General features: G+C 68.5%; 27 protein-coding genes and 1 other RNA gene. 12 read left to right on the forward strand and 16 right to left on the reverse strand.

Annotation, left to right across the window (positions count from 1 at the left end; genetic code table 11):
• Both AC36XV_RS07755 and AC36XV_RS07760 read left to right on the forward strand, forming a co-directional pair.
• The coding region (locus AC36XV_RS07755; protein WP_492203110.1) for a chorismate-binding protein at window positions 1-181 on the forward strand (181 nt) is incomplete at its 5' end.
• A complete protein-coding gene (locus AC36XV_RS07760) occupies window positions 178-807 on the forward strand; it encodes an anthranilate synthase component II (protein WP_492203111.1) in 630 nt (209 codons plus the stop codon). The genes AC36XV_RS07755 and AC36XV_RS07760, both read left to right, overlap by 4 nt.
• 50 nt (window positions 808-857) lie before the next feature.
• Here the strand turns inward: AC36XV_RS07760 and AC36XV_RS07765 are convergent, their stop codons facing one another.
• Entirely contained in the window at window positions 858-2,375 is a 1,518-nt protein-coding gene (locus tag AC36XV_RS07765) for a YifB family Mg chelatase-like AAA ATPase (RefSeq protein WP_492203112.1), read from the reverse strand.
• 87 nt (window positions 2,376-2,462) lie between these two features.
• The gene (locus tag AC36XV_RS07770) at window positions 2,463-3,128 is read right to left on the reverse strand and encodes a nitroreductase family protein (protein ID WP_492203113.1); all 666 of its coding nucleotides are present in this window, start codon (window positions 3,126-3,128) and stop codon (window positions 2,463-2,465) included.
• Between the two features lie 173 nt (window positions 3,129-3,301).
• Here AC36XV_RS07770 and AC36XV_RS07775 point away from each other — a divergent pair, with 173 nt between their 5' ends.
• On the forward strand, window positions 3,302-4,285 hold the full coding sequence (locus tag AC36XV_RS07775; protein ID WP_492203114.1) for a DMT family transporter: 984 nt from the start codon (window positions 3,302-3,304) through the stop codon (window positions 4,283-4,285).
• On the opposite strand, the gene AC36XV_RS07780 is transcribed toward AC36XV_RS07775, so the two are convergent.
• The gene (locus AC36XV_RS07780; RefSeq protein ID WP_492203115.1) at window positions 4,246-5,067 is read right to left on the reverse strand and encodes an SDR family oxidoreductase; all 822 of its coding nucleotides are present in this window, start codon (window positions 5,065-5,067) and stop codon (window positions 4,246-4,248) included. The genes AC36XV_RS07775 and AC36XV_RS07780 overlap by 40 nt on opposite strands.
• Window positions 5,068-5,129: 62 nt before the next feature.
• On the opposite strand from AC36XV_RS07780, the gene AC36XV_RS07785 reads away from it, so the two are divergent.
• From AC36XV_RS07785 to mnmA, 9 genes are all read left to right on the forward strand, one after another.
• Window positions 5,130-5,834: a creatininase family protein gene (locus AC36XV_RS07785; protein WP_492203116.1), complete on the forward strand. Its 705-nt coding sequence runs from the start codon at window positions 5,130-5,132 to the stop codon at window positions 5,832-5,834.
• On the forward strand, window positions 5,827-6,546 hold the full coding sequence (locus tag AC36XV_RS07790; protein WP_492203117.1) for a hypothetical protein: 720 nt from the start codon (window positions 5,827-5,829) through the stop codon (window positions 6,544-6,546). Before AC36XV_RS07785 ends, AC36XV_RS07790 begins: the two co-directional genes overlap by 8 nt.
• Before the next feature lie 133 nt (window positions 6,547-6,679).
• Window positions 6,680-7,999 carry an efflux RND transporter periplasmic adaptor subunit gene (locus AC36XV_RS07795; RefSeq protein ID WP_492203118.1) on the forward strand — a complete coding sequence of 440 codons (1,320 nt, stop codon included), beginning with the start codon at window positions 6,680-6,682 and terminating at the stop codon, window positions 7,997-7,999.
• Window positions 8,000-8,719 carry an ABC transporter ATP-binding protein gene (locus tag AC36XV_RS07800; protein WP_492203119.1) on the forward strand — a complete coding sequence of 240 codons (720 nt, stop codon included), beginning with the start codon at window positions 8,000-8,002 and terminating at the stop codon, window positions 8,717-8,719.
• A gap of 20 nt (window positions 8,720-8,739) precedes the next feature.
• Window positions 8,740-9,984: an ABC transporter permease gene (locus AC36XV_RS07805; protein WP_492203120.1), complete on the forward strand. Its 1,245-nt coding sequence runs from the start codon at window positions 8,740-8,742 to the stop codon at window positions 9,982-9,984.
• Entirely contained in the window at window positions 9,977-11,266 is a 1,290-nt protein-coding gene (locus AC36XV_RS07810; RefSeq protein ID WP_492203121.1) for an ABC transporter permease, read from the forward strand. The genes AC36XV_RS07805 and AC36XV_RS07810 overlap by 8 nt, the downstream gene beginning before the upstream one ends.
• A 45-nt stretch (window positions 11,267-11,311) precedes the next feature.
• Entirely contained in the window at window positions 11,312-12,034 is a 723-nt protein-coding gene (gene bshB1 / locus AC36XV_RS07815; protein ID WP_492203122.1) for a bacillithiol biosynthesis deacetylase BshB1, read from the forward strand.
• Between the two features lie 13 nt (window positions 12,035-12,047).
• Complete coding sequence (locus AC36XV_RS07820; protein WP_492203123.1) at window positions 12,048-13,205, forward strand: cysteine desulfurase family protein; 1,158 nt, start codon at window positions 12,048-12,050, stop codon at window positions 13,203-13,205.
• Window positions 13,202-14,290 (forward strand): tRNA 2-thiouridine(34) synthase MnmA, encoded by a 1,089-nt coding sequence (gene mnmA / locus AC36XV_RS07825; protein WP_492203124.1) that lies wholly within the window; start codon window positions 13,202-13,204, stop codon window positions 14,288-14,290. Before AC36XV_RS07820 ends, mnmA begins: the two co-directional genes overlap by 4 nt.
• A 52-nt stretch (window positions 14,291-14,342) precedes the next feature.
• Here the strand turns inward: mnmA and dnaJ are convergent, their stop codons facing one another.
• From dnaJ to AC36XV_RS07890, 13 genes are all read right to left on the reverse strand, one after another.
• On the reverse strand, window positions 14,343-15,449 hold the full coding sequence (dnaJ, locus tag AC36XV_RS07830) for a molecular chaperone DnaJ (protein ID WP_492203125.1): 1,107 nt from the start codon (window positions 15,447-15,449) through the stop codon (window positions 14,343-14,345).
• Window positions 15,449-16,114 carry a nucleotide exchange factor GrpE gene (locus tag AC36XV_RS07835; RefSeq protein WP_492203126.1) on the reverse strand — a complete coding sequence of 222 codons (666 nt, stop codon included), beginning with the start codon at window positions 16,112-16,114 and terminating at the stop codon, window positions 15,449-15,451. Before AC36XV_RS07835 ends, dnaJ begins: the two co-directional genes overlap by 1 nt.
• Window positions 16,115-16,161: 47 nt before the next feature.
• Window positions 16,162-17,028 carry an alpha/beta hydrolase gene (locus AC36XV_RS07840; protein ID WP_492203127.1) on the reverse strand — a complete coding sequence of 289 codons (867 nt, stop codon included), beginning with the start codon at window positions 17,026-17,028 and terminating at the stop codon, window positions 16,162-16,164.
• Complete coding sequence (locus tag AC36XV_RS07845; RefSeq protein ID WP_492203128.1) at window positions 17,025-17,540, reverse strand: CinA family protein; 516 nt, start codon at window positions 17,538-17,540, stop codon at window positions 17,025-17,027. Before AC36XV_RS07845 ends, AC36XV_RS07840 begins: the two co-directional genes overlap by 4 nt.
• Window positions 17,537-18,193, reverse strand: coding sequence for a CDP-alcohol phosphatidyltransferase family protein (locus AC36XV_RS07850; RefSeq protein WP_492203129.1), 657 nt, complete (start codon window positions 18,191-18,193; stop codon window positions 17,537-17,539). The genes AC36XV_RS07845 and AC36XV_RS07850 overlap by 4 nt, the downstream gene beginning before the upstream one ends.
• Window positions 18,186-18,770, reverse strand: coding sequence for a GTP-binding protein (locus AC36XV_RS07855; protein ID WP_492203130.1), 585 nt, complete (start codon window positions 18,768-18,770; stop codon window positions 18,186-18,188). The genes AC36XV_RS07850 and AC36XV_RS07855 overlap by 8 nt, the downstream gene beginning before the upstream one ends.
• 4 nt (window positions 18,771-18,774) lie before the next feature.
• Window positions 18,775-19,116 (reverse strand): hypothetical protein, encoded by a 342-nt coding sequence (locus AC36XV_RS07860; RefSeq protein ID WP_492203131.1) that lies wholly within the window; start codon window positions 19,114-19,116, stop codon window positions 18,775-18,777.
• Window positions 19,117-19,704, reverse strand: coding sequence for a recombination mediator RecR (gene recR / locus AC36XV_RS07865; protein ID WP_492203132.1), 588 nt, complete (start codon window positions 19,702-19,704; stop codon window positions 19,117-19,119).
• Window positions 19,705-20,040: a YbaB/EbfC family nucleoid-associated protein gene (locus tag AC36XV_RS07870; protein WP_492203133.1), complete on the reverse strand. Its 336-nt coding sequence runs from the start codon at window positions 20,038-20,040 to the stop codon at window positions 19,705-19,707. It lies immediately after the preceding gene.
• Between the two features lie 5 nt (window positions 20,041-20,045).
• Window positions 20,046-21,794 (reverse strand): DNA polymerase III subunit gamma/tau, encoded by a 1,749-nt coding sequence (gene dnaX / locus AC36XV_RS07875; RefSeq protein WP_492203134.1) that lies wholly within the window; start codon window positions 21,792-21,794, stop codon window positions 20,046-20,048.
• A 79-nt stretch (window positions 21,795-21,873) separates the two neighbouring features.
• Window positions 21,874-21,969: signal recognition particle sRNA small type (ffs, locus tag AC36XV_RS07880), an RNA gene on the reverse strand.
• A 67-nt stretch (window positions 21,970-22,036) separates the two neighbouring features.
• A complete protein-coding gene (locus AC36XV_RS07885; RefSeq protein WP_492203135.1) occupies window positions 22,037-22,405 on the reverse strand; it encodes a YraN family protein in 369 nt (122 codons plus the stop codon).
• Between the two features lie 183 nt (window positions 22,406-22,588).
• Window positions 22,589-23,362, reverse strand: a complete 774-nt coding sequence (locus tag AC36XV_RS07890; protein ID WP_492203136.1) for an MBL fold metallo-hydrolase — start codon at window positions 23,360-23,362, stop codon at window positions 22,589-22,591.
• Window positions 23,363-23,374 lie beyond the last annotated feature (12 nt).

Raw genomic sequence — 23,374 nt, forward strand, 5'->3', positions numbered from 1 at the left:
CGGATTCGGGGGCGACATGGATACGAGCGTGTCGATCCGGATTCTCGTCGTGGACGGTGATCGCATCACCTTTCACGCCGGTGGAGGCGTGGTCGCGGACTCGGACCCGACCGCCGAGTACCGGGAGACGTTGGACAAGGCGCGCGGCCTGCTCGGTGCGGTGAGCGAGGTGGGCTCGTGATCGTGCTCCTCGACAACTACGACTCGTTCGGCCACAACCTGGCCCGCTATCTCCGGATGCTCGGTGAGGGAGTCGAGGTGGTGCGCAACGACGCCATGAAACCCCTCGAGCTCCTGCAACTCAAGCCGACGCACGTCGTCATCTCCCCCGGCCCCTGTTCGCCGGACGAAGCCGGCATGGCCGTCGATCTCGTTCGCGCCTGTGGATCGGACGTGCCCCTGCTCGGCGTATGCCTGGGTCACCAGTGCATCGGTGCGGCCTTCGGCGCCCGGGTGATCCGGGTGGAGCCGGTGCACGGAAAGGTGTCGACGATCGCACACGATGGCTCGGGTGTGTTCGGGGGCCTGCCCACGCCGATGCGGGTCACGCGGTATCACTCGCTGGCGCTCGATCCGTCCTCGCTGCCGGCCGACCTCCTTCCGTGCGCCTGGAGTTCCGGGGACCCGGTGTTGATGGGCATACGGCACCGCTCGCTGCCCATGTGGGGCGTCCAGTTTCATCCCGAGGCGGTCCTGACGGAACACGGACATGCCCTGCTCCGGAACTTCCTCGCCGTGGGCCGCGGCGATGCGGCACCCGGGCTGGCCCCCGGTCTCCCCGCACCCGAGGTCCCCGACTTCCCCTGAGGAACCGCGGAGAGCGGACCGCGGACGACCCGCGCCGGATCGGCGGTCGGCTACGGTGCCCGGGACCGGTACTGCAGCGCTTCGGTCACGTGCGCGACCTCGACCCGTGCCGCACCCGCCAGATCGGAGATGGTCCGGGACACACGCAGTACACGGTGACAGGCCCGTGCGCTGAGACGGAAGCGCTCTGCGCCCCGACGAAGCACCGCGTCCGCCGCCGCCTCGAGCCGGCAATGTTCGCCGAGCGCCCTCGGTGTCAGGGACGCGTTGACGAAGCCCGGGCCACCGCGCCGGATCGACCGGGCACGCGCCGCCACGACCCGGTCACGCATGCGGCGGCTCTCGGGAGGCCCCGGGCCCCGTCGGAGCGTACTCCATTCCACATCGGGCACATCCACGTGCAGGTCGATGCGGTCGAGCAGCGGGCCGCCGACCCGGCCGGCGTGGCGACGCACCCGCTCCGGATCACATTCGCACGAACGGTCGCTGGCCAGAAGGCGGCCGCAGGGACAGGGATTCATGGCGCCGACGAGGAGGAGTCGAGCCGGATAGGTGACCCTTTCTCCCCCGCGAGTGATCCGCACGATCCCCTCTTCCAGGGGCTGGCGCAGCGCGTCGAGGGCGGAACGACGAAACTCGACGAGTTCGTCGAGAAACAGAACCCCCCGGTGGGCGAGTGAAACTTCTCCCGGACGTGCGGGAACGCCTCCTCCGACCAGCCCCGCCACGGTGACCGTGTGGTGAGGCGCTCGGAACGGTCGCGTGCGGAGCAGTCCGCTCCCGGAGGGGAGCTGTCCGGCCACGCTGTGAACCGCCGTGGCCTCGAGAGCCTCGGACCGGTCGAGCGGCGGCAGGATGGTCGCCAGCGCTCGGGCGAGCAGCGACTTCCCGACCCCCGGAGACCCCCGGAGGAGGATATGATGACCTCCGGCGGCAGCGATCTCCATCGCGCGCTTGGCCGGTGCCTGGCCGCACACGTCGGCGAAGTCGTGCTCGATTCTCCTCGGAGCCGTGCTCTCCGCCCCGCGGTCACCCCGCGGGCCCGTCAGCTCCATTTCACCGCACAGGAAGCGCACGACCTCGGCGAGGCTGCCGGCTCCGAAGACCTTCAGATCCCGAGCCGGTCGGGTCTCCTCGAGGTTGGCCTCCGGAACGATCAGTCCGTCGATGCCGTCCAGACGGCTGAAGCGAAGCGCGATCGGCAGCGCGCCGCGTATCGGTCTGAGGGTCCCGTCGAGCCCCAGCTCTCCGACGAAGCCCCACCGCCGGAGTCGGGTTCCGGGAACGTGTCCGGCGCCGGCGAGCACGGCCACCGCGACGGGCAGGTCGAAGGACGCTCCGTCCTTGCGCACGTCGGCCGGTGCCAGGTTCACGGTGATCCTCAAACCCGGCACGCGAAGACCCAGCTGGGCAGCGGCGGTGCGGAACCGTTCCCGGCAGTCGCGCGCGGCCGAGGGGGCGAGGCCGACGATTCCGATCATCGGAGTACCCCGTCGCGTCGCCACCTCGACCCGAACCGGGATCGCCTCGAGGCCGCGCAGAGCGGCGGTATGACACGTCTGGACCATGCGTGAGGATAGGCCCGGTGGATCAACCGGTCTTCAAGGAGCCCGGGAGGGGCGAGGCCGCGGCCTGGCCTGTCCGGCCTGATGACCTCAGACGAAGTCTGCGATCTGATCGAGCCGCTTTCGCTCCAGGCGCGGCACGCGGGCGTCCTCTGCCGGATGACCCACGACGAGGATCAGGTACGGTCGCTCACGCTCCGGGCGGTCGAGGATCTCGTTGAGGAACCTCATCGGGCTCGGGGTGTGCGTGAGAGTGCCGAGCCCGGCCGAGTGAAGCGCCGAGATCAGGATGCCCGTGGCGATCCCGACCGATTCCTGAACGTAGTAGTTCTTCACCCGCTCTCCGTTCTCGTTCACTCCGTAGCTCTCGGCGAAGATTACGATGAGCCACGGCGCGACCTCGAGAAACGGCTTCTCGGCGTCCGTTCCGAGCGGTTCGAGGGCCTCCAGCCAGTCATCCGGGGCCCGGTGCTCGTAGAACTCGGCCTCCTCCAGCTCGGCGGCACGCCGGATCCGGGCCTTGGTGCCCGGATCGGAAACGGCCACGAAACGCCACGGCTGGCGGTGCGCACCGCTCGGGGCCGTACCTGCGGCACGGATGCAGTCGGCGATGACCTCGGTCGCCACCGGTCGGTCGGAAAAGTGCCGGACGGAACGCCGGCGGGACGCGGTTTCGACGAAAGCGCGGGCCCTTCGTCTCGACTCGGCATCGGACACCGGCGTCCAGTCCAGCGAAGCGAATCGAGGCTCGGTCATGTCGTTCTCCTGCGACTTCGAGGTACGCGGCGGCTCGCACCCGGGCGGGCGGATCGCCGTCCACGCCGTACGGGCATCCAACGTCTCACCAAGGTCGCCGGACGGCAATCGGCTGTCGGAGGGACCGGGGGGACACCTATCTTCGCCGCGCGCTCGAGGGTCGGGCGGGTGCCATGAATTCGAACTCGAACGGAGAAGCCATGGAAGGGAAGGTCGTGGGTGCCCGAGGCATGGCGCCCCGGACCGCCACGATTCTGGGCTACTCGGCAGCCGTCGGCGCGGGCACGCTGTGGGGCACGACGGGACCGCTGAGCACCGCGCTGTACGCGCAGGGGGCCGCGCTCACGGGAATCGGGTTCTGGCGCATCGCCCTGGCCACCGCAGGGCTACTCGTGGTGGGGCTGGCCCGGCGTGAGCTTCTGCGAATCGATCGTCGAGGCCTGCTGCTGGTCGGTCTCGGCGGGGGCGCGCTCGTCGCTCTGTTCGAAGTGGGATACCAGTACGCGATCGCGGGCGTCGGCGTGGCCGGAGCAGCTACCCTTCTGTATACGGCGCCGCTGATCGTGGCCGTTCTGGCACACTGGCTGCTCGGCGAGAAGCTCACGACCGTGCGGGTGGCTCTCGCCCTCGTCGTTCTCGTGGGCGTGACTTTGACCGTGCGAGGGGGCGAGGGGGCCGGCATCGGCTTTGCGAGCCGCCAGACCGATCTGGCCATCGGCCTCTTCGGGGGCGTCGGCGCCGCCGTGGCCTATGCCGGCACGACGCTCATCGCACGCTGGGCCGTTCCCCGCTACGGCTCCAGCCGGGTCCTCTTCCTGGAGCTGGCGGGGGGCACCGCGATCCTCGCCGCGTTTCTTCCCGCCATCGGTCAGTCCCCTGCACTCCCGTCGACGGGAAGCGCCTGGGCCTATGTCGCCCTGCTGGCGCTCGGAGCCGTGCTCGGCGCCAACTTCCTCTTCTTCGCAGCGCTGAAGCGGATCGAGGCGGCCCCGGCGGCCGTCGCCGCCACCATCGAGCCGTGCGTCGCGGCCCTGCTGGCCCTCCTACTGTTCAGCCAGGGGCTCACCGCCGCCGGCTGGGTCGGGCTGGCACTCGTCGTGGGCGGGGTGGCCGCGGGCTACCTCGCGGAAGCGCGCTCCGAGCCCTCGTCCGGGTAGGGGAAGCCGACCGCCGAGGCGGCGATCCGGTCCACCAACGCGGGTGCCACGAGCTTGAGCCACCGGCCGGCTCGCCCCTTCACCGTCATCACCTCCTCGCGGCGCCGGCGCGCCGAGGCAGACAGGATCCGCTGCGCGCACTCCCCTGCGGTCATCGCCCGGCCCGCCGCGCGTCCGGAGCCCTCCCCGACCGCTCGTTCACGGATCCCGGTGTCGACGAACCCCGGATAGGCGACGGTCACGCTGATCCCGTGGCGACGGAGTTCGATCCGGAGGGAATCGAGGAATCCCCGCATGGCGTGTTTGGAGGCCGCATATCCCGTGCGGGTCGGGACGCCGTTCAGGGCGGTGAGGCTGGCCACACCGACGATGCGCCCGCGCGCCGAGATCAAGTGCGGGAGCGCATGGTGAGCGCAGTAGACGGTTCCCAGGTAGTTGACCCGCATCACCCGTTCGAGAGGCTCCACACCGGACAGTTCCTCGAACGTCGACAGCATCGACAGACCGGCGTTGGCGATGAGCGCGTCCAGGCCTCCGAAGACCGACACGGCTCTCCGCACGGCCCGCTGGCAGTCCGCCTCCACGCCGACATCGCCGGGCACCACGAGCGTTTCGCCGCGCGAGGCTTCGCACCGGGCCGCGACCTCCTCGAGCTCCGTCCGGCCGCGCGCCATCAGGACCACGCGGGCCCCGTCCTCCGCGAGCCGAATCGCCATCTCCCTGCCGATGCCCCGGGAGGCGCCCGTCAGGAGAACCACCTTGCCGTGCCAAACCGATTCCATTCCGACCTCGTACGTCTCAGGGACCCCGTTCCCCCACCGGCCGTCTAGCTTACATTGCCGATATGGAACCGACCACTGACGCACGCCTGGATCGCCTCACGTGGCAGGAGGCCGCCGACTGGTTCCGGCGGGATCCACGCCTTCTGCTCCCGGTCGGCACCTGTCTTCAGCACGGCCCGCATCTCCCGCTCGGGGCGGACACGCTCGTGGTGAACCGCCTGGCCGACGCCGTCTCGCAGCGAACGGGTATCCTGGTCGCCCCGACCCTCCCGTACGGCGTGAGCTCGGACATGGAGCAATCCTACGCGGGAACCGCGGCCCTCGAGAGGAAGACGCTGCACCGGGTCCTGAACGAACTCGTGAACTCCTGGGAACGGCAGGGACTCGAGGAGATCGTGCTGATGACCTCGCACGGGTACGGCCCCCACATCCAGGCCATGGCCTCGGTCGTGGCGGACGTCGTGCGGGTGCGGGCGGTGGACATTCACGCGATCGATCTGAGCGCATTCCTCGAGGGCCGGAGTCTTCCGGAGCATGCGGGCGAGATGGACACGGCGATCCTGCTTTACCTCGCTCCCGATCGGGTCCGGGAGGACCGGATCGCCGACGACGACGTGGGCAACGGGCGTTCGGCGGTCCGAGACGAGCCGGTTCCGCTTCCCGGATCTCCGGGAGTCGTGGGCCAGCCCACGCTGGCCACCCGGGAGAACGGCCGGAGGATCTACGAGTACCTGGTGGATTACATCTCGAGGCGCCTCGATGCGTAGGCGAGCCGGGAGGCGGTGGAGGGTGGCCTGGCTCGGCGCCCTGCTCGTTCCGGTGAGCGTCACGCCCGGGGGAGCGCAGGAATACCAGCAGCTGGACGGAGGCACTTTCGAGCACTTCGTCGCCGGGTCGTTCGCGGGAACCGAGACGTTCGCGGTGCGGCGCCGGGGTGAGGACGTGATCGCCGTCGGACGGATCACCCGGGAGGGAGGGCCCGACGCCCTCCAGTCGCTCGAAGTGGGCGCCCGTTTCGATGGACGCGGCAGACTGCTGCGCTACGAGCTGCATACCCGCGAGGGACCGCCGCTCCACGTGGTGGTGAACCGGACGGGCAGTCGCCTGAGGGTCACCGTGGCCTCGCCGGAGGGAGAGCGGGTCACCGAGTTCCAGGCGGCGGAGAGGCTTCTCGTGCTGGAGAGAGAGATCGCCCATCTCTACTACGACCTGGCCGCGCGGCTGCGGGCCGCGGCAGAGCCGAGAACCCTGGACGTCGAGGTCCTGGTGCCGTCGGAAGGCCGAATGCTTCCGATGCGGGTCGCCGGCCTGTCGCGCGACACCGTGACCGTAGGCGACGCCCGGGTCGCGGCGACCCGCTTCGAGCTCCGACTCGGGGAGGAAACGACCCTCCTCTGGATCTCGACGGCGGAGGGTCGGATCACCCGGGTCGCCAACCCGGACCGGAGGTGGGCCGCGATCCGTACCTCGATGGACTGAACGCACCGGGATCAACAGACCCGCAGTTTCGAGTGTTCCCATCAGCGGGCCGGCGGTGAAACCGACGGCCCCTTTTCCGCGTACGGCGAGCGGGTTGGGGCGGAGTCTGCAATCAGTTGTCAAGGATAGACATATGTCTCGAAAGCGTAAGATCGCGATCGGAGTCGGCGCTGTGGTCGTGCTGGCGATCGTCATCGCGTCGCTCGGCCGGGGGGGGAATGATGCCGTTTCGGTCCGGGTCGAAGATGTGACTCGAAAGGACCTGGTGGCCCGTGTGACGGCGACGGGCCACGTGGAGCCCAAGACCTCGGTCGACATCAGCGCCGACGTGTCGGGACGCATCGTCGAGCTCACCGTCGAAGAGGGCGACGACGTCGAAGAGGGCCAGCTGCTTCTCGTGATCGACCCGGCCCGCTTCGAGGCCGCCGTCGACCGCGCCGAGGCCGCGCTGGCGGAAGCGAGAGCCCGGGAGGCGCAGGCCCGCGGGAACTCGGAGCAGGCGCAGCGGGACTGGGACCGCATCCGGCAGTTGAATGAAGCGGCCGAGGGGATGATCACGGACACCGAATTCGAGCAGGCGAGGACACAGGCGGACGTGCAGCGCGCCCTGTGGGAATCGGCGCGTCACGCCGTCGACATGGCGGAAGCGAGCCTTCGCGAAGCTCGAGACAACCTCTCGAAGACGGTGATCGAAGCCCCGATGAGCGGCCGGGTCACGCGCCTCAACGTCGAGCGCGGCGAGACCGCCGTGGTGGGGACGATGAACAACCCGGGCAGCCTCCTGCTCACGATCGCGGATCTGTCGGTGATGGAGGCCGTCGTCGAGGTCGACGAGACGGATGTGCCCGAGATCGCGATCGGGGACTCGGCGATCGTCTCGATCGACGCGTTCCGCGGACGGGAGTTCTACGGCACGGTGACCAAGATCGGCAACAGCTCGATCCGGCCCCGGAGCCAGATGCAATCCAGCTCGGAGCAGGCCATCGACTTCGAGGTACGCATCACGCTCGAGAATCCGGGCGTGGATCTGCGAACCGATCTGTCGGCGACCGCCGACGTGGTCACGGCGGTGCGTCCCGATGTGCTCGCGATCCCGATCATCGCCCTGACCCTCATGGACCCCAGCGAATTCGAGCGGATACCCACGGAGAGCGAACAGGTCGAGGAGGAAGACGCCGGCGCCGGGGATTCCGTGACCGGGCAGGACTCCGACGGGGAACCGATCGAGGGCGTATATGTGCTGGACGGCGATCGCGTGCGATTCCGTCCGGTGGAAGTCGGCATCGCGGGAGACAACTACTTCGAGGTCCTGTCGGGTCTTGAAGAGGGCGAGACGGTGGTCTCGGGCACCTACCAGGCCATCCGCGAGCTGGAAGACGGTGCGATCGTGCAGGTCGAGAGGCACGAGACCCAGACCGGTCCCGGCGGGACCGAAGACAGCGAGGATCGATAGATGACCGCGACTGATGACATCGTGATCCGGACGCACGATCTCAAGAAGCACTACGTGATGGGAACCCAGACGGTGCGCGCCTTGCGCGGTGTGAGCGTCAACATCCGGCGCAACGAGTACATCGCGATCATGGGCCCGTCCGGATCCGGCAAGTCCACCCTCATGAACCTGATCGGCTGCCTGGACACACCCACCTCCGGGGAGTACGTGCTCAACGGCCAGCCCGTGCAGGACCTGGACGATGATGAGCTGGCCCGGATCCGGAATCGGGAGATCGGCTTCGTGTTCCAGACCTTCAACCTTCTCCCGCGCGCCAGTGCTCTGCACAACGTGGAGCTTCCCCTGATTTACGCCGGTGTGTCCGCCCGAAAGCGCATCGAACGGGCGAAGGCCGCGCTCGAGCAGGTCGACCTGGCCGACCGGATGGATCACAAGCCGAACGAGCTGTCCGGAGGGCAGAGACAGCGCGTGGCCATCGCGCGGGCTCTCGTCAACGGGCCTTCGATCATCCTGGCCGACGAGCCGACCGGCAACTTGGACTCCGTCACCTCCGAGGAGATCATGGGGGTGTTCGACGGACTCCACGCGGCCGGGCAGACCATCATCATGGTCACGCACGAGCCGCACATCACGGCGCACGCCCAGCGAGTGATCACGCTCCGGGATGGTCAGATCGAGTCGCACGACGCGCCTCGCGCCACCCGCCCGCAGCCGGCCTGACTCGCAGGGGAGGAACGAGCTTGAGAATCCTGGAAGGCATCCGGATCGCCCTGCAGCAGATCTGGGCCCACAAGATGAAGTCGGTGTTCACGCTGATCGGCGTGATCATCGGCATCACCTTCCTCATCGCCGTGATCACGGTGGTCGAGGGCGTGAACCGATACGTCCAGGATGACTTCGCAGGTGCGATCTTCGGCGTGAACACCTTTTCGGTCGTGCGGCGGAACCAGGTGCAGACCGGCGCGGACAGCCGCGAGCAGCGGAGGCGGCAGGCTCGCAACCCCTACCTCACCATGCACGACGTCGAGGTGGTCCGTCGCGCGGTACCCGATGCCTGGCGGTTCGCGTACAGCGTGGACCGGGGGTTCAACCAGGTTTCGTACGAGGAGAACACCCGGCGGAACATTCGGGTGATCGGGGGTTCGTCCGGCTACGAGGCGCTCCAGGGCTGGGAGGTGGAGCGAGGACGCAGCCTCTCGCCACTGGACGAGAGGAAGTCGCTCAAGGTGGCCGTCCTCGGAGCCGACATCGCCGAGCGGTTGTTCCCCGAGGTCGACCCGATCGGAAAGCGGATCCGCCTTGGCTCCACGAGGCTCGAGGTCGTGGGGGTCTGGGAGCGCCAGGGTGGGCTTCTCGGAGTGATCCGGGACGCCTCGGTGCTCGTGCCGATCTCGACCTTCCGGCAGACGATGGCGTGGCAGAGGAACCGCATCAACGAGATCACCGTCAAGTCGCACTCGATCGAGGAGATGGAATCGGCCATGCTTGCCGTCGAGGCGGCGCTCCGGCGGGACCGGAAGCTCCGCCCCGGCCAGGAGAACAACTTCTGGCTGCAGACGTCCAGTGACCTCCTCGGCGCCTGGGAGACCATCAACCGCATCCTGTTCGCGGCCCTTCCCGGTCTGGTCTCGATCTCGCTCGTGGTCGGCGGGATCGTGATCATGAACATCATGCTGCTCTCCGTGGCGGGGCGGATCCGGGAGATCGGCGTCCGAAAGGCGCTCGGAGCGCGGCGGCGCGACATCCTGTTCCAGTTCCTGGCCGAGTCTTCCACCCTCTCGGTGGCCGGAGCGGCGGTGGGCATCGGCTTCGGCATCGGCCTCGGAAAGGCCGTGGACGCCCTCTCGCCGCTGCCCGCCTCGATCCCGATGTGGGCCATCGTGGTGTCTCTCGTCCTCGGGTTGATCGTCGGGATCGGCTCGGGGATCTACCCGGCGTGGCGCGCAGCGAAGCAGGATCCGATCGTGGCTCTGCGTTATGAGTAGGCGCGGGGGCGGCATGGGCTTCTGGGCCACCCTTCGGGAGGGCCTGGTCGTGGCGTTCGATTCCCTCCGGGCGAACAAGGTTCGGAGCGGACTCACCATCCTCGGCGTGACCATCGGCGTTCTGGTCGTGCTCGTCATGGCGGCGATGGTCCAGGGGCTCAACTCCAGCTTCCGGGACGTGATCGCCTCGGCCGGTCCCACCACCTTCTACGTGTTTCACGCGCCGGTCGGTGGAGGCGGGATTTCCACGGGACTCGAAGAAGAGGAGAACGAGTTCATGCGGAATCCCCCGCTCCAGATCGAGTGGGCCCGGGAGCTCGCGCGCCTCGCACCGATTCGCCAGGTGGCGCCCGGAGTGGACGTATCGGACTGGGGATACCACGCTCGAAACCGGGATGCCGACGTCCGGATCTCGCTGTACGGGGTCGACGCGGACTACATGGACATGGACGGCGGGGACCTCGTGGATGGGCGCTTCTTCACGGCGACGGAGGAGAACCGTCGCCGCGCGGTCGCGGTCATCGACTCCGCCGTCGCGGCCGACCTGTTCGACGGGCTCGACCCGCTGGGCAAGCGCTTCAACATCGGCCGCCCGGGGCGGCGGGAGACCCCTTTCGAGGCGGTCGGCGTCTACCGGCCGCCGGACAACCTGTTCGCCGGCCTGAAGACCCACTACGTGTTCGCACCCTTCGCCTCCGTGATGAAGTACGTGCGCGTCTGGGACCGCATGGTGTACTTCGTCGTGAAGCCGCACGAGGGAGTGGAGCTCGACGTCGCCCTCGAAGCCGTCCGGAGCCGGATGCGGCAGCTGCGGGGCCTGGATCCCTCTCAGGAAGACAACTTCCACCTCATTACGCAGGACCAGGTGCTGGACTTCTGGAACCGCCTCACCGGTGTCTTCTTCGCCGTCATGGTGGCTCTGTCGGGCGTGGGGCTCCTCGTCGGCGGCATCGGTGTCATCGGGATCATGATGATCTCCGTGACGGAGCGGACGCGCGAGATCGGCCTTCGCAAGTCGCTCGGAGCGCGAAGGCGTGATCTCCTGTGGCAGTTTCTGGTCGAGGCCGCCACGCTCACGCTGCTCGGCGGAGCGATCGGCATGGCCCTCGGCGGACTCGTGGTGTGGGCCGTATCCTCGCTGACGCCGGTTCCGGCCTCGGTGCCGCTGTGGTCGATCGCGGTCGCCCTCCTCGCCTCGATTCTCACCGGCATCGGCTTCGGCCTCTATCCGGCGGCGCGGGGGGCCGGGCTGGACCCGGTCGAAGCGCTTCGCTATGAGTGAAGCGGAAGGTCCCGGTCGTCCGCGAGCTCGAGCGAAAGGAAGGAAATGAAGACCCCACCGGTCGACGTGCTGGCCGTCGGGCCGCACCCGGACGACGCCGAGTTGCTCTGTGGCGGCACCCTCGCCCGGGCGGTGGACCGGGGACACCGGACGGCCATCCTCGACCTGACCCGGGGCGAGACGGGAACGAAGGGAACGCCCGAGCTGCGGGCGGCGGAGGCCGAGGCGGCTCGCGCGGCGCTGGGTGTCGACCTTCGCCTCAATGCCGGACTCCCGGATGCCGGGATCTCGAACGACCGCGAGACGCGCGAGCGGCTCGTGGTGATCCTGAGGGAACTTCAGCCTCGCGTCGTGATCCTCCCGTTCCTCCGCGGCCGGCACCCGGACCATCGCGTGGCCGCGGAGGTATGCCGGGATGCCTGCTTTCTGTCGGGCCTGGCCCGGTTCGGTGCCGGACCGCCCCACCGACCCCGCAAGATCCTGTACGCCCTCGCATTCCGGGAAGACGCCCCCAAGCCGACGTTCGTCGTCGACATCACGCACCAGTTCGCCCGGAAGATGGAGGCCATTCGAGCCTACCGCTCGCAGTTCGACGATGCGATCCGGGCCGGGGAGGCGTTTCCGACCGGACAGCCCTTCTACGAGCTGGTCGAGACGCAGTCGAGGCACTACGGGAGCCTGATCCGGAGGGCCTTCGGGGAGCCCTTCTTCACCGAAGAGACGGTGGAGATCGACGATGTCACGTCGCTCGGCGTGAGCTCGATCTGAGACGCCGAAGTCCATGATCTATCTGGATCACGCCGCCACCTGTCCTCTTCGTCCGGAAGCCTGGGCCGCGATGGCCGAAGTGGTGGGCAGAGCCGACTACAATCCCGCCTCCGTTCATTCGGCCGGCGGTCGGGCCACGGCCACGCTCGAGGACGCGAGGCGGGACATCGCCGCGTCTCTCGGCGCGACCCGATCCGCGCTGATCTTCACCGGAGGCGGCACGCAGTCGGACAACCTCGCCGTGCTCGGGTTCGCCCGGGCCCGGCGTGGGGCGGTCCGAATCCTCGTATCGGCGGTGGAACACAGGGCCGTGCTGGAGGCCGCACGACAGGCCGCCCGCGAGGGGTGCGCGGTCGAGACGTTGCCGGTCGATGACAGCGGCCGGCTGGACCCGGACACGCTGGCAGACCGACTGGCCGGGACCTCCGGACCCGATCTTCCGACGCTCGTGTCGGTGATGTGGGCGAACAGCGAAGTCGGTACGGTCCAGCCGGTAGCCGACCTGTGCGAGATCGCGCACCGGCATGGAGCGACCTTTCATACCGACGCGGTCCAGGCGTTCGGCAAGCTCCCGGTTTCCGTCGACATCGTTCCGGCCGACCTTCTCACGGTGACCGCGCACAAGCTGGGCGGACCGGTCGGCATCGGGGCGCTCATCTGCCGGACCGGAATCGATCTCGAGCCGCTCGCGTATGGCGGTTCGCAGGAGAGGTCTCTGTGGCCGGGCACGCAGAACCCTGTCGGGGCGGCCGGGTTCGCGGCCGCGGTCCGGCTCGCCGAGTCGGAGCGACCGGGGGCGGCGGACCGCTGGAGAGCGATGCGGGACCGGCTCGAGGAGCGGCTACGTGAGTCCGTGCGGGACCTTCGGATTCACGCGGAGAACGCCCCGGACCGACTCCCCCACCTGCTGAGCGTGGGCGTGCCGGGTTGTGACCAGGGGGCGCTCCTCACCTCGCTGGACCTGGCAGGAATCGCACTCTCCGCTGGATCCGCATGTGCCAGTGGAGCGGTGACGGGCTCCCACGTGCTCGCGGCCATGGGTATCCGAACGGACGGCGACTACGCGGTTCTCCGGTTCAGCTTCGGCCCCTCTACCACCGAGAGCGAGGTCGATGAGGCCGCCACCGCCGTGGCGGAAGTGACCGACCGGCTGAGAGCCTGGAAGCCATGAGCTCCCCCTCGGTGCTGGTGGCGATGTCCGGTGGCGTGGACTCCAGCGTGGCCGCCGCCATCCTCGCGCGCCGAGGCTTTCGGGTCGTCGGAGCGACGATGAAGACGTTCTGCTATTCCGACACGGCGGGACCGGCGCAGAAGTGCTGCGGGCTCGAAGGCATTTCCGACGCCCGTTCCGTGGCGGCTTCGCTCGGAATCCCGCACCGCGTATTCGACCTGGAGAAGCAGTTCACCGACGACGTGATCCGCGACTTCGTGCAGGAATACGCGGCGGGACGAACGCCCATCCCCTGCGTACGATGCAACAGCTTCACGAAGTTCCGGGACCTCGTCCGCCGGGCCGATGAGCTCGGCTGCACACACGTGGCTACGGGTCACTACGCCCGGATCGCGAGGCGTTCCGAAGGTGCCTCTCTCTGCAGGGCCGAAGACGATCGCAAGGACCAGACGTACTTCCTGTGGGGCATCCCGAGGGCCGTGCTGGATCGCTTGCTTCTTCCGATCGGCGACCTCGAGAAGCCGGAGGTGCGAGAGGTGGCCCGGGAGCTGGGTCTCTTGACGGCCGACAAGCCCGAGTCGTTCGAGATCTGTTTCGTGCCGGACGATGACTATGCGGGTGTGCTCCGCGAACACCTGGGGAACGAGCACCCGGCTCTCTCGCCGGGCCCGATCGTGTTCGAGGACGGGCGGGAGGCGGGTGAGCATCCGGGCTACGCCCGGTTCACCGTCGGCCAGCGCAAGGGACTTCCCGGAGGCTTCGAAGAGCCGATGTTCGTGCTGGAGATCCGTCCGGAGGCTCGGGCGGTCGTCATCGGTCCGAGGTCGCGGCTCGCCGCCTCGAAACTCTCCGCCGAGGCCGCGAACTGGCTGGCCGACCGCCCCGAGGCTGGAGAAGCCGTGGGCGTCCGCATCCGCCATGGTGCGCCGATCGTGGAGGCCAACGTGTTGCGCGCGGGACCGGGTGCATTCGAGCTCGAGCTGCCGGTCGCACAGGATGCGATCACGCCGGGGCAGAGCGCCGTGCTGTACAGGGATGACCTCGTGCTCGGAGGAGGCGTGATCTCCGGATCCGGGAGGCGGTAAGGCGGTCGCGACCGCTCTTCACCCGCAGCACCGGTTACCGCCCGACCAGAGCTCAGTGGCGCAGGCCTTCCGCCTCCGCGAGCCGCTCCGCCGCCTCCCTCCCCTGCTCGGTGAGATCTGCGGGCACATCCACGACGACCCGGATCAACTGGTCGCCACGGTGTTCCCCCTTCTCCACTCCCTGTCCCTTGATCCGGAAGGTCGTCCCGGTCTGAGTGCCCGGCGGGATCTTGAGCACGATCTTCTTGTTGTCGACGGTGCGAACGCGGACTCGAGATCCCAGCAGAGCCTGCGCGACGTTCAGCGGCACTTCGCAGACGAGGTCGAGCCCGTCCCGCGTGAAGAACGGATCCTCGTGCACCTTGAACTTCACGATCAGATCGCCGGGGCGGCCGCCACCCGGACCTCTCTCGCCCTGCCCCGGAATGCGGAGCCGCGAGCCATCCGACACCCCTGCCGGCACGGTGACGCTGATGCGCCGGCGCGTCGAAATCTCTCCGCGACCGCCGCACGCGCTGCAGATCTCCCGCGGGATCTCTCCCCTGCCCATGCAGGCCGGACACGGGCGCGGTACCGAGAACGTCCCCTGGCCGAAGGTGACCGTTCCCCTTCCCTGGCACTCCTCGCACGGATCGGACCCCGCGCCGGGAGCCGCGCCGCTGCCGTCGCAGGTGGCACACTCCTCCGACAGGGGCACGTTGATCGTCACCTTCCCTCCGCGCACGGACGTTCGGAACGGGACTTCGACCAGGTACTCCACATCGTGCCCGCGCACCGGGCCCTTCGCTCGCTCCGACGTCGACCGTTTGCCGAAGTCGAAGATCGTGCTGAAGATATCTCCGATCCCCCCCAGGTCCTCGAAGTGGAAGCTCCGACCCGGCTCCGTTCCCGCGCCCCGGGAAGGGCCGGTCCCGCGCCGGAACCCTCCGAGCCCTCCGTACTTCCTCAGCTGGTCGTACTTCCGTCGGCTGTCGGCATCGGAGAGCACGGTATAGGCCTCCGAGATGTCCTTGAACTTCTCTCCAGCCTCCGGTTTGTCCGGATTCGCGTCGGGATGGTACTTCTTCGCGAGCGAACGGTACGCCTTCTTGATCTCGCCATCCGAGGCGTTCTCGGCGACGCCGAGCACCCGGTAGTAGTCCTTGGTCCTCGTCGCCATCACCCGTCGCCCTCAGGAGAGAAGCTGAGGACCTCGACCTGGGCCGGCCGGACGAGACGGTCCCGGAACACGTAGCCGTCGACGAACACGCGCGATACGGTGTCGTCGAGCTCGGGCTCATCGGTTGCGGCTGTCATCAACGCCTGATGAAGCTCCGGATCGAAGCGCTCGCCGAGGGCCTCGATTCGTGCCAGACCGGCTTCCTCCAGTTCCTTGCGGAGATTCTTGAGGATCAGGTCCAGACCGGCATCCAGAGCCTCGACGGTGGTCGTCTCGGGAGGAGTCTGGGAGACGCGGGCCAGGTCGTCGAGGGTCGGAAGGAGACGCCGCGCCAGCTCCGCCTGTGCGAACGTGGACAGCTCGGCGCGCTCCCGCTGTGTCCGCTTCCGGAAGTTCTCGAACTCGGCCGCCAGGCGCAGATGGCGCTCGTTCACGGCTTCCAGCTCTTCCGCCAGTCTCTGGGCGGGGTCATCCAGAGTCTCCCCGCGCTCCACGTCGATCCCGTCGTCTTCGCCCGGCTGCTCCACCGCCGGCGCACCGGGGGCCGGCCCGGACGCGGTCTCACCGTCTCCCGCGTCTCCCGCGTCGACCTCGCCATTCTCCGGATTCTCGGCGACGACGTCCTCTCCCATCGCCTCCTTCGACTCTCCTCTATGACCCTTCAAGTCCGCCTCCTATGGTTCCATGCCGCGTTCGGGTCCGCAGGGCGACACTATACATCTCCACGGCTTTGCGCGCCTCCGGCACCGGTCACGGCTCGCAGCCACGCCGACAGATCGGCAAGCGCCTGTTCGGACGACGGATCGTGGAACAGGTCGTGGAACGCCCCTCCGTACTCACGGATCTCGACCGGCCCGCCGAGCCGGGTGGCCAGGGCTCGGCCGGCCTCGGTTCGAACGACGTGATCCTCGCCCGCGAGCTGGACCAGTACGGGCGTGCGAACCTGAGGCGCCCGACGTACCAGAAGCTCCGCGTTCCGCCGCATCTCGCCCCACAGCCGGGCGCTGATCCGCTGGTGAACCAGCGGGTCCCGCTTCCACTCCCGTGCCTCGGCTTCGTCTCGGAACAACATGTCCACGTCGATCTCGTTGTCCAGAGTGAGCCGTGGAATGACCCGATCCGCCAGCGCCCCGAGGCGCGACTTCCACGCCGGCGGCTGGAGCGCCAGCTGGACGAAGGGCGCCGCCAGCACCACCCCTGACAGGTCGGGAAAGGCGTACTCCTGAACGTACCGGCCAACCAGCAGGGCCCCGAGCGAGTGTCCGAGCAGAACGGTCGGTCCCGGTCGCCCGTCGCTCGCGACACGTCGGAACCGATCCAGGTCCGCCAGGAGCCGCTCGAAGGAAGGAGCGTGACCGCGCTTCCCTCCGGAACGGCCGTGTCCCCGGAGGTCGAAAGCATGGTAGTCCCACCCGGTCGCCGCCACACAGGTCGCCAGCGGTTCGAGCCGCCCCGAGTGCTCGCCGAGCCCGTGAACGGCAAGGAGGCGACCTGACGATGGGTCTCCGCTCATCCGGCTCCGGTAGAACAACGCGACGTCCTTCTCCCGGTCGATCGAGCCGGTGTGCTCCCGGATCATGACGCGGTGAGCGCCGTCTCGAGCAGCGTGAGGGCCTCGCATACCGCCTGGCGCCGCACCTCCTCGCGGTTCCCGGCAAAGTGGAAGGTCCGCGCCAGCGGAGTCGGCCCCTCGACGGCTATGCAGACCGTGCCGACGGGCTTGTCGCTCGTGCCGCCTTCCGGGCCGGCGACACCGGTGATCCCCACGCTCCAGGTGACGCCAGAGAGTTGCAGGACGCCGCGGGCCATCGCCCGACCGACTTCTTCGGACACGGCGCCGTGGGAAAGGATGAGATCGGGCGGAACCGAGAGGACGCCGACCTTGGCGGCGTTGTCGTAGGCGATGACGCCGCCCCAGAAGACCGCGGAAGCGCCCGGGACCGCGGTGAGGTCCCGGCCCAGCCCGCCACCCGTGCAACTCTCGGCGACGGCCACCCTGGCGCCCAAGCCGCGCAACCGCTCGACGACGGCCGTCGCTTCCACAGCCTGCGAGTCAGGACCGTGGCCTCCCGATCGACTCCCCTCCGTCAATCGGACTTCCGGCGAAGCACGCGGCGGAAGTTGGCCACGTATACGACGAGAGAGATGACGGTCAGACTCAGGGCCACGATCAGGCTCACCGTCGTGAACCATCCGTGGAGGCCTCTCCAGAAGCGGTTGAGGCCGCCGCTCCACCCCTGTTCGACCGCCGCCGTTCGGTACGCCAGCCACAGGATCATCGAACCGATGAAGATGCTCTGGGCGAGGGCTTTCCTCTTCCCCAGTGTCGACGCAGGCACGATGATCCCACGGCGGGCTGCCGCCGTGCGAAGCCAGGTGATCAGGAGTTCCCTGCCGAAGAACACGATCAGGACCCACAGGGAAATACCCCCGAACAGCGGCAGTCCCCCGAGCTCCGGCTCCCTCAGGGTGAGAAGAAAGAACGGAATCAGGGTGGCGACCAGCAGGAGCTTGTCGGCCAGCGGATCGACCAGCTTTCCGAAGTCGGTGATCTCTTCGCGTCGGCGAGCGAGGGCGCCGTCCACGAGGTCCGAGAGGGCAGCCACGAGGAACACGCCGAAGGCAATGAGTCGGACCGTGGCGCTCGATTCGAACAGGAGCACGGTCACGACGGGGGCGAGCAGAACCCTCAACGTCGTGATCGCGTTGGGGAGGTTCAGATCGTTGGAGGTACGCTCAGGCACGGGCCACGACCTCGATGACCATGCGGGACAGCTCCGTGAGAGACTCCAGCACGCCGGTTCCCTGGATGGCCACCGCTTCGAAGGTCTTCCGGCCCGCAGGGTTCAGCGCCGCCTCGAGCTCGTCGACCGGCGTCGCCCCGTCGAGGTCGCGCTTGTTGAACTGGATGACCATGGGGATATCGGACAGGTCGCGCCCCCACTCGGCGAGATTCTGCTCCAGGTCCAGGAGAGATTCGCGGTTGGCGGCCAGTCTCTGAGGGTGGCTGTCGGCCACGAACACGAGACCGTCGACACCTCTCAGAACCAGCCGGCGGCTCTCGTGCTGCGGCTTCTGCCCGGGCACCGTGTAGATTCGGAACCTCGTCTGTACGCCTCGAACGACGCCCATGTCGACAGGGAGCATGTCGAAGAACAGGGTCCTCTCGGGGCCGTCCGTGGGCGTGATGAGTGTGCCCCGGGCGGCGGGATCGAGCCGTCCGTACACGTACTTGAGGTTGGTCGTCTTCCCGCTGGCGGCCGGCCCGTAGTAGACGACCTTGCACCCCACCTCGCCGGTGACCGGATCCGTGGTCGGCATGGGTTCAGGCCCTCTCGACGCTCTCCTCCGCCGCCAGATACTCCTCCATTCCCGATAGGACCGCGGCTGCCCGCTTCCGCAGCATCGTCCGCTCTTCCCAAGCCAGGTAGTCCCTCAGCAGGAGCACATTGTCCACATCGGGATGGGCTCGCAGATAGCCGAGGGCAGCCAGGCGTCGCAACGGATGCGGGCTGAACAGCTCGCTCTGATGGCGCGCCATCTGATCACGGGCCAGCAGAACGCCGGCTCCCCCGATCGCCGCCAGGCCGAGCAGACCGATGGCGACGAACTTCATGGCCTTCCAGGTGGCGGACTCCTCCCGAACCACGATCACCTTATCCGACATTCACATCTCCCGGCGTCCGCTGAACGCCTCCGCAATAGTCACCCCGTCCGCGTATTCCAAGTCACCACCTACCGGCAGACCCCGTGCCAGACGGGTCACCCGGACCCCCGCGACGCCCAGCGCGGAACGGTGCAGGTAGGCTGCCGTCGCTTCCCCCTCCACGCTCGGATTGGTGGCGATGATCAATTCGCTCACACCGTCTCGCAAGCGCTCCATGAGCCGCGCGATGTTCAACTGGTCCGGTCCTACTCCGTCCAGGGGGGACAGGTGCCCCCCGAGGACGTGGTAGCGCCCCCGGTAGCGTCCGGACGCTTCGATCGCAGCGATGTCGGAAGCCTCCTCCACGACGCAGATCTGTGCGGCGTCCCGTCTCGAATTGCGGCAGAACTCGCAAGGCGCTTCGCTGCTCAGGTTCCCGCACTCGCCACACGCCTTCACCTCCGCCAGCACCCGGTCGATCGCAGCGGAAAGCCGCCGCGCTTCCTCAGGTCGAGCCTTGAGCAGATGATAGGTCAGGCGCTGGGCCGTCTTCCTGCCGATCCCGGGGAGTCGCCCGAACTCGCCGATGAGTGACTCGATAGCCGACACTCAACCGCCCAGCAGCGAGCCGAGGTTGGGAAGAGGCATTCCGCCCGTCGCCTGCCGCATCTCGGCCTCGAGTTGCTTGCGCGCCTTCTCCTGCGCCTGGGCAATCGCCGCCAGGATCAGATCTTCCAGCATTTCCAGGTCATCCGGGTCCACGGCCGAGGGATCGATCCGCAGCGCGCGAACGGAGCCCTTTCCGTCCGCCGTCACCTCGACCAGCCCGCCGCCCGCGGCCGCCGTGAAGGTCTCCTGCTCCAGCCGCTCCTGAACTTCCGCCAGGCGGGACTGCATCTGCTGCCCGAGCTGCATTAATTGCTGCAGTTGATTCAAGTTTTCCAAGGGGCTCACTCCTCGGTGAGTTTCAGATCCAGTGTTTCTACCGCCTCGCGGAGTCTGGGGTCCGTCTCCACGAGCCTCTTCAGCTTCAGGTCCCTCGCGGACTCCGCCGTGATCCGCCCGCTCGACCCGCCGTCACCGATCCGAAACCCGAGCGATGCCGGATCGATGCCGAGTCGCGACCCGAGCTCCGCGCGGAGCGGCGCCGAACGGCGCACGTCGGCGAGGTACTCGCGCAGATCCCCGGCGAGGCCGGGGGGAAGCGCGAGAGCCAGCTCGCCGTCCGAGTACCCGGTGACGGTAGCGCCACGAAGCCCGATCCACCGTCCCCCCGGCGCGGAACCGCGAGCGGCCTCGAGCGCCTCCGACCAGGCCGACCGCACGTCCATCGGGGTCGGCGACCTCGACGGCTCAGCCCCCTCTTCCGGTGCTTCCTCGGTCTGCACTGGCTCCTCCGAGGAGGAAGACTCTGCTGCCGGGGAGGCAGGCTTCACCACGGGGGCCGCGGACCCATCGGGCGGAGGGTTCTCGCTCGCCCGACTCGCGGGCGGCGGGCTCTTCCTCGAACGCCCGGCCTTCCGCGGCGTCCCGGGACTCGACGCTTCTTCGGGAGATCCGAGGAGCGCTAGGAGCTCATCCAGACCGACCCGGCTCTCGAGGCTGACGAGCCGCAGGAGGAGCACCTCGACCTGGATTCGGGGCTGCGCGCTGCGCCGAAACCGGCCGGCGGACTCGAAATCGGCCGTGGTCACCAGGAGACGCAACAGATCCTCCGGCGTGAAGCTGCCACCGATCTCGGCCAGCGCCCGGCGAAAGTCGGAACTGAGCTCGGCCGGATCCGACTCGGGATCCAGGCGGAGGGCGAGCACCGCCCGGAGCGTGTCTCCGAGCCCCTGGACGAATTCGGCCAGGTCGTACCCCTCGTCCAGCAGGGCCTGAACGAACGGAAACACGGCGGCCCGGTCTCCGGCGGATATCATCTCCAGCAGCTCGAGGTACCGCTCTTCTTCGACCAGCCCGAGCATTCGGCGTACGTCGTCGGGAGACACCGTGTCGCCGCTGAACGAGAGGACCTGGTCGAGGAGGGAGAGGGCGTCACGGACGCCGCCCTCGGCCCGGCGTGCGATCGGCAGCAGGGCCTCCGGCCCTGCCGTCACTGCCTCGACTTCGAGCACCCGGTTCAGGCGCTCCATCAGGTCGGTCACCGATACGCGCCGGAAGTCGAACCGCTGCACCCGCGAAAGGACGGGGGAAGCACTCTGCCGGATCTTCTGCGGCTCAGTGGTCGCGAAGACGAAGATGACCCGGGGCGGCGGCTCCTCGAGGATCTTGAGGAGGGCGTTCCATGCCTCCCGGGTAAGCATGTGTGCTTCGTCGATGATGTAGACTTTGTAGCGGCTCTCGTCCGAGGGCGCATACATGGCGCGCTCCCTCAGGTCCCTCGCATCGTCGACGCCGCGGTTGCTCGCCGCGTCGATCTCCACCACGTCGAGGGAGGTCCGGCCGGACCAGATGCTCTCGCAGGATTCGCACGTACCGCACGGCTCCCCACCCTCCCGGTCCGGACAGTTGAGGGCCATCGCCAGGACCCGGGCGGCCGTGGTCTTACCGATTCCGCGCGGTCCGCAGAACAGGTACGCGTGTGCGACCCGCTCCGATTCCACGGCGGTGGACAGGGTCGACGCCACGTGATCCTGGCCGACGAGGTCGGCAAAGCGACGGGGACGGTGCTTCCGGGCCAGCGCGGTTCGATACATGTCGGCCAAGCTACCGATGCGCAGGCGGGCTCGAAAGCGGGGAAGTCGCAGCGGCCCGGCGTGTACCTCGGAAAGCTACAAACCCCAGGCGAACCGTGGCGACCTTCACACGCTTACCGCTGCTACCTTCACGGTCCTGACGGGATTCACGCGCTCCGGCCCCACGGGCCTGGGGCGTGGCGAAGCTATCGGCCGGTCCCGCCCGGGTCAATCATGATTCGGCCGGGGCCTGGGCCGGCGGATCAGCGCCCGGCGGCATCGAATGCATCGGGGATGTAGCGGATCCGAGGGCGGGCACGAACAGGCCAAGAGATGACGACGACGTCGAAGCGGAAGGTCCGGCCCGTCCCCGGGTTCGCCCGCATCCAGGCCGCAGCGGCCCGGCCAATGTGGCGACGCTGGACCGGGCGCACGCACTCTTCCTCCGGTTGCGGCCCCGGCCGTCGCGTCTTCACCTCGACGAAGACCACCTCTCCGTCGCGAATGCCCACGAGATCGAGCTCATACCGCCCGGAACGCCAGTTGCGAGCGAGGATGCGGTAGCCGTCCCGAAGCAGCAGCCTCGCCGCCAGTTCCTCACCCCTCTTCCCAAGCGATGCGTTGTCGTTCATGGATCGGCCCCGCCTCCGCGATCGATGCAGGTTGCCTCTTTCCGTGCCCCTCCACGGCCGGCCGTACAGGTGCCGGCGCATGGGGATACCGTGCGGATACGGATCATTCGATTCTCAACGGAGAACGGGCGATCCGCGCGGGAGCGGGACGCTGGGCGAACGGCAGGACGTCCCGGGCGGCCGTCAGACGTCGAGCTGCAGGCCCTCCCGGGCCAGCTCGATGGCGCCGTCGTAGCCGGCTGCCGCGATCAGCGCCGCCACGTCGGCGGAGAGCCTGAACTGAGGATAGACGTGCGTCACCACGAGCCGGTTGACCCCGGCGCGGCGGGCCAGGCGGGCGACCCGGGCAGGGGACAGATGGTTGTCACCCACCCGATCGTCGGGAAGCGAACACTCGCTGAGCAGCACATCCGCCTCGCGGCAGAATGCGGCCAAACCCTCGTCGGGCCCCGTGTCGCCGGTGTAGACCAGCGTGCGCCCTTCGGGCCGCGCCGTGAGCCGGATCGCCACGCTCTCGGGTGTGTGAGGCACGTCCCGGCAGGTGACCGTGACCTCGCCGGCGCTCACCTCGGCACCGGGAGTCATTTCGCGGATGGAGACGGGGAATCCCGGGTCCAGAAGGTAGTCCCCAAGGGCCGACGCCAGGCTGCGGAACAGGTCGCGAGTGCCGGTCGGACCCCAGACCTCGAGTGGGTCCGCAGCGGACCGGGCAGGATGCACCCCGTGGCGGAGGGCGAAGAACAGGCCGGGCAGGGCGCCGACGTGGTCGGCATGGAAGTGGGTCAGGATGAGGTGCGAAACGCGGCTCCACGGAACGCCGACCCGGGCCAGGGCCTGCACGGCTCCGAAACCGCAATCCAGGAGAAGCCGCGCATCACCGTGTTCCAGCCAGTACGCGGAGCAGGCGCGGTCGGCCTCCGGCACCACTGTGCCGCAACCCGCGACCGTCAGCCGCACGTTCGCATCCCC

Source organism: Candidatus Benthicola sp. (genome assembly GCF_058719085.1).

Coding starts and splice junctions, on each gene's coding strand:
- AC36XV_RS07765 (WP_492203112.1), bottom strand. CDS start 2,375: ATGGTCCAGACGTGTCATACCGCCGCTCTGCGCGGCCTCGAGGCGATC.
- AC36XV_RS07770 (WP_492203113.1), bottom strand. CDS start 3,128: ATGACCGAGCCTCGATTCGCTTCGCTGGACTGGACGCCGGTGTCCGAT.
- AC36XV_RS07775 (WP_492203114.1), top strand. CDS start 3,302: ATGAATTCGAACTCGAACGGAGAAGCCATGGAAGGGAAGGTCGTGGGT.
- AC36XV_RS07780 (WP_492203115.1), bottom strand. CDS start 5,067: ATGGAATCGGTTTGGCACGGCAAGGTGGTTCTCCTGACGGGCGCCTCC.
- AC36XV_RS07785 (WP_492203116.1), top strand. CDS start 5,130: ATGGAACCGACCACTGACGCACGCCTGGATCGCCTCACGTGGCAGGAG.
- AC36XV_RS07790 (WP_492203117.1), top strand. CDS start 5,827: ATGCGTAGGCGAGCCGGGAGGCGGTGGAGGGTGGCCTGGCTCGGCGCC.
- AC36XV_RS07795 (WP_492203118.1), top strand. CDS start 6,680: ATGTCTCGAAAGCGTAAGATCGCGATCGGAGTCGGCGCTGTGGTCGTG.
- AC36XV_RS07800 (WP_492203119.1), top strand. CDS start 8,000: ATGACCGCGACTGATGACATCGTGATCCGGACGCACGATCTCAAGAAG.
- AC36XV_RS07810 (WP_492203121.1), top strand. CDS start 9,977: ATGAGTAGGCGCGGGGGCGGCATGGGCTTCTGGGCCACCCTTCGGGAG.
- bshB1 (WP_492203122.1), top strand. CDS start 11,312: ATGAAGACCCCACCGGTCGACGTGCTGGCCGTCGGGCCGCACCCGGAC.
- AC36XV_RS07820 (WP_492203123.1), top strand. CDS start 12,048: ATGATCTATCTGGATCACGCCGCCACCTGTCCTCTTCGTCCGGAAGCC.
- mnmA (WP_492203124.1), top strand. CDS start 13,202: ATGAGCTCCCCCTCGGTGCTGGTGGCGATGTCCGGTGGCGTGGACTCC.
- dnaJ (WP_492203125.1), bottom strand. CDS start 15,449: ATGGCGACGAGGACCAAGGACTACTACCGGGTGCTCGGCGTCGCCGAG.
- AC36XV_RS07840 (WP_492203127.1), bottom strand. CDS start 17,028: ATGATCCGGGAGCACACCGGCTCGATCGACCGGGAGAAGGACGTCGCG.
- AC36XV_RS07855 (WP_492203130.1), bottom strand. CDS start 18,770: ATGCCGACCACGGATCCGGTCACCGGCGAGGTGGGGTGCAAGGTCGTC.
- AC36XV_RS07860 (WP_492203131.1), bottom strand. CDS start 19,116: ATGTCGGATAAGGTGATCGTGGTTCGGGAGGAGTCCGCCACCTGGAAG.
- dnaX (WP_492203134.1), bottom strand. CDS start 21,794: ATGTATCGAACCGCGCTGGCCCGGAAGCACCGTCCCCGTCGCTTTGCC.
- AC36XV_RS07885 (WP_492203135.1), bottom strand. CDS start 22,405: ATGAACGACAACGCATCGCTTGGGAAGAGGGGTGAGGAACTGGCGGCG.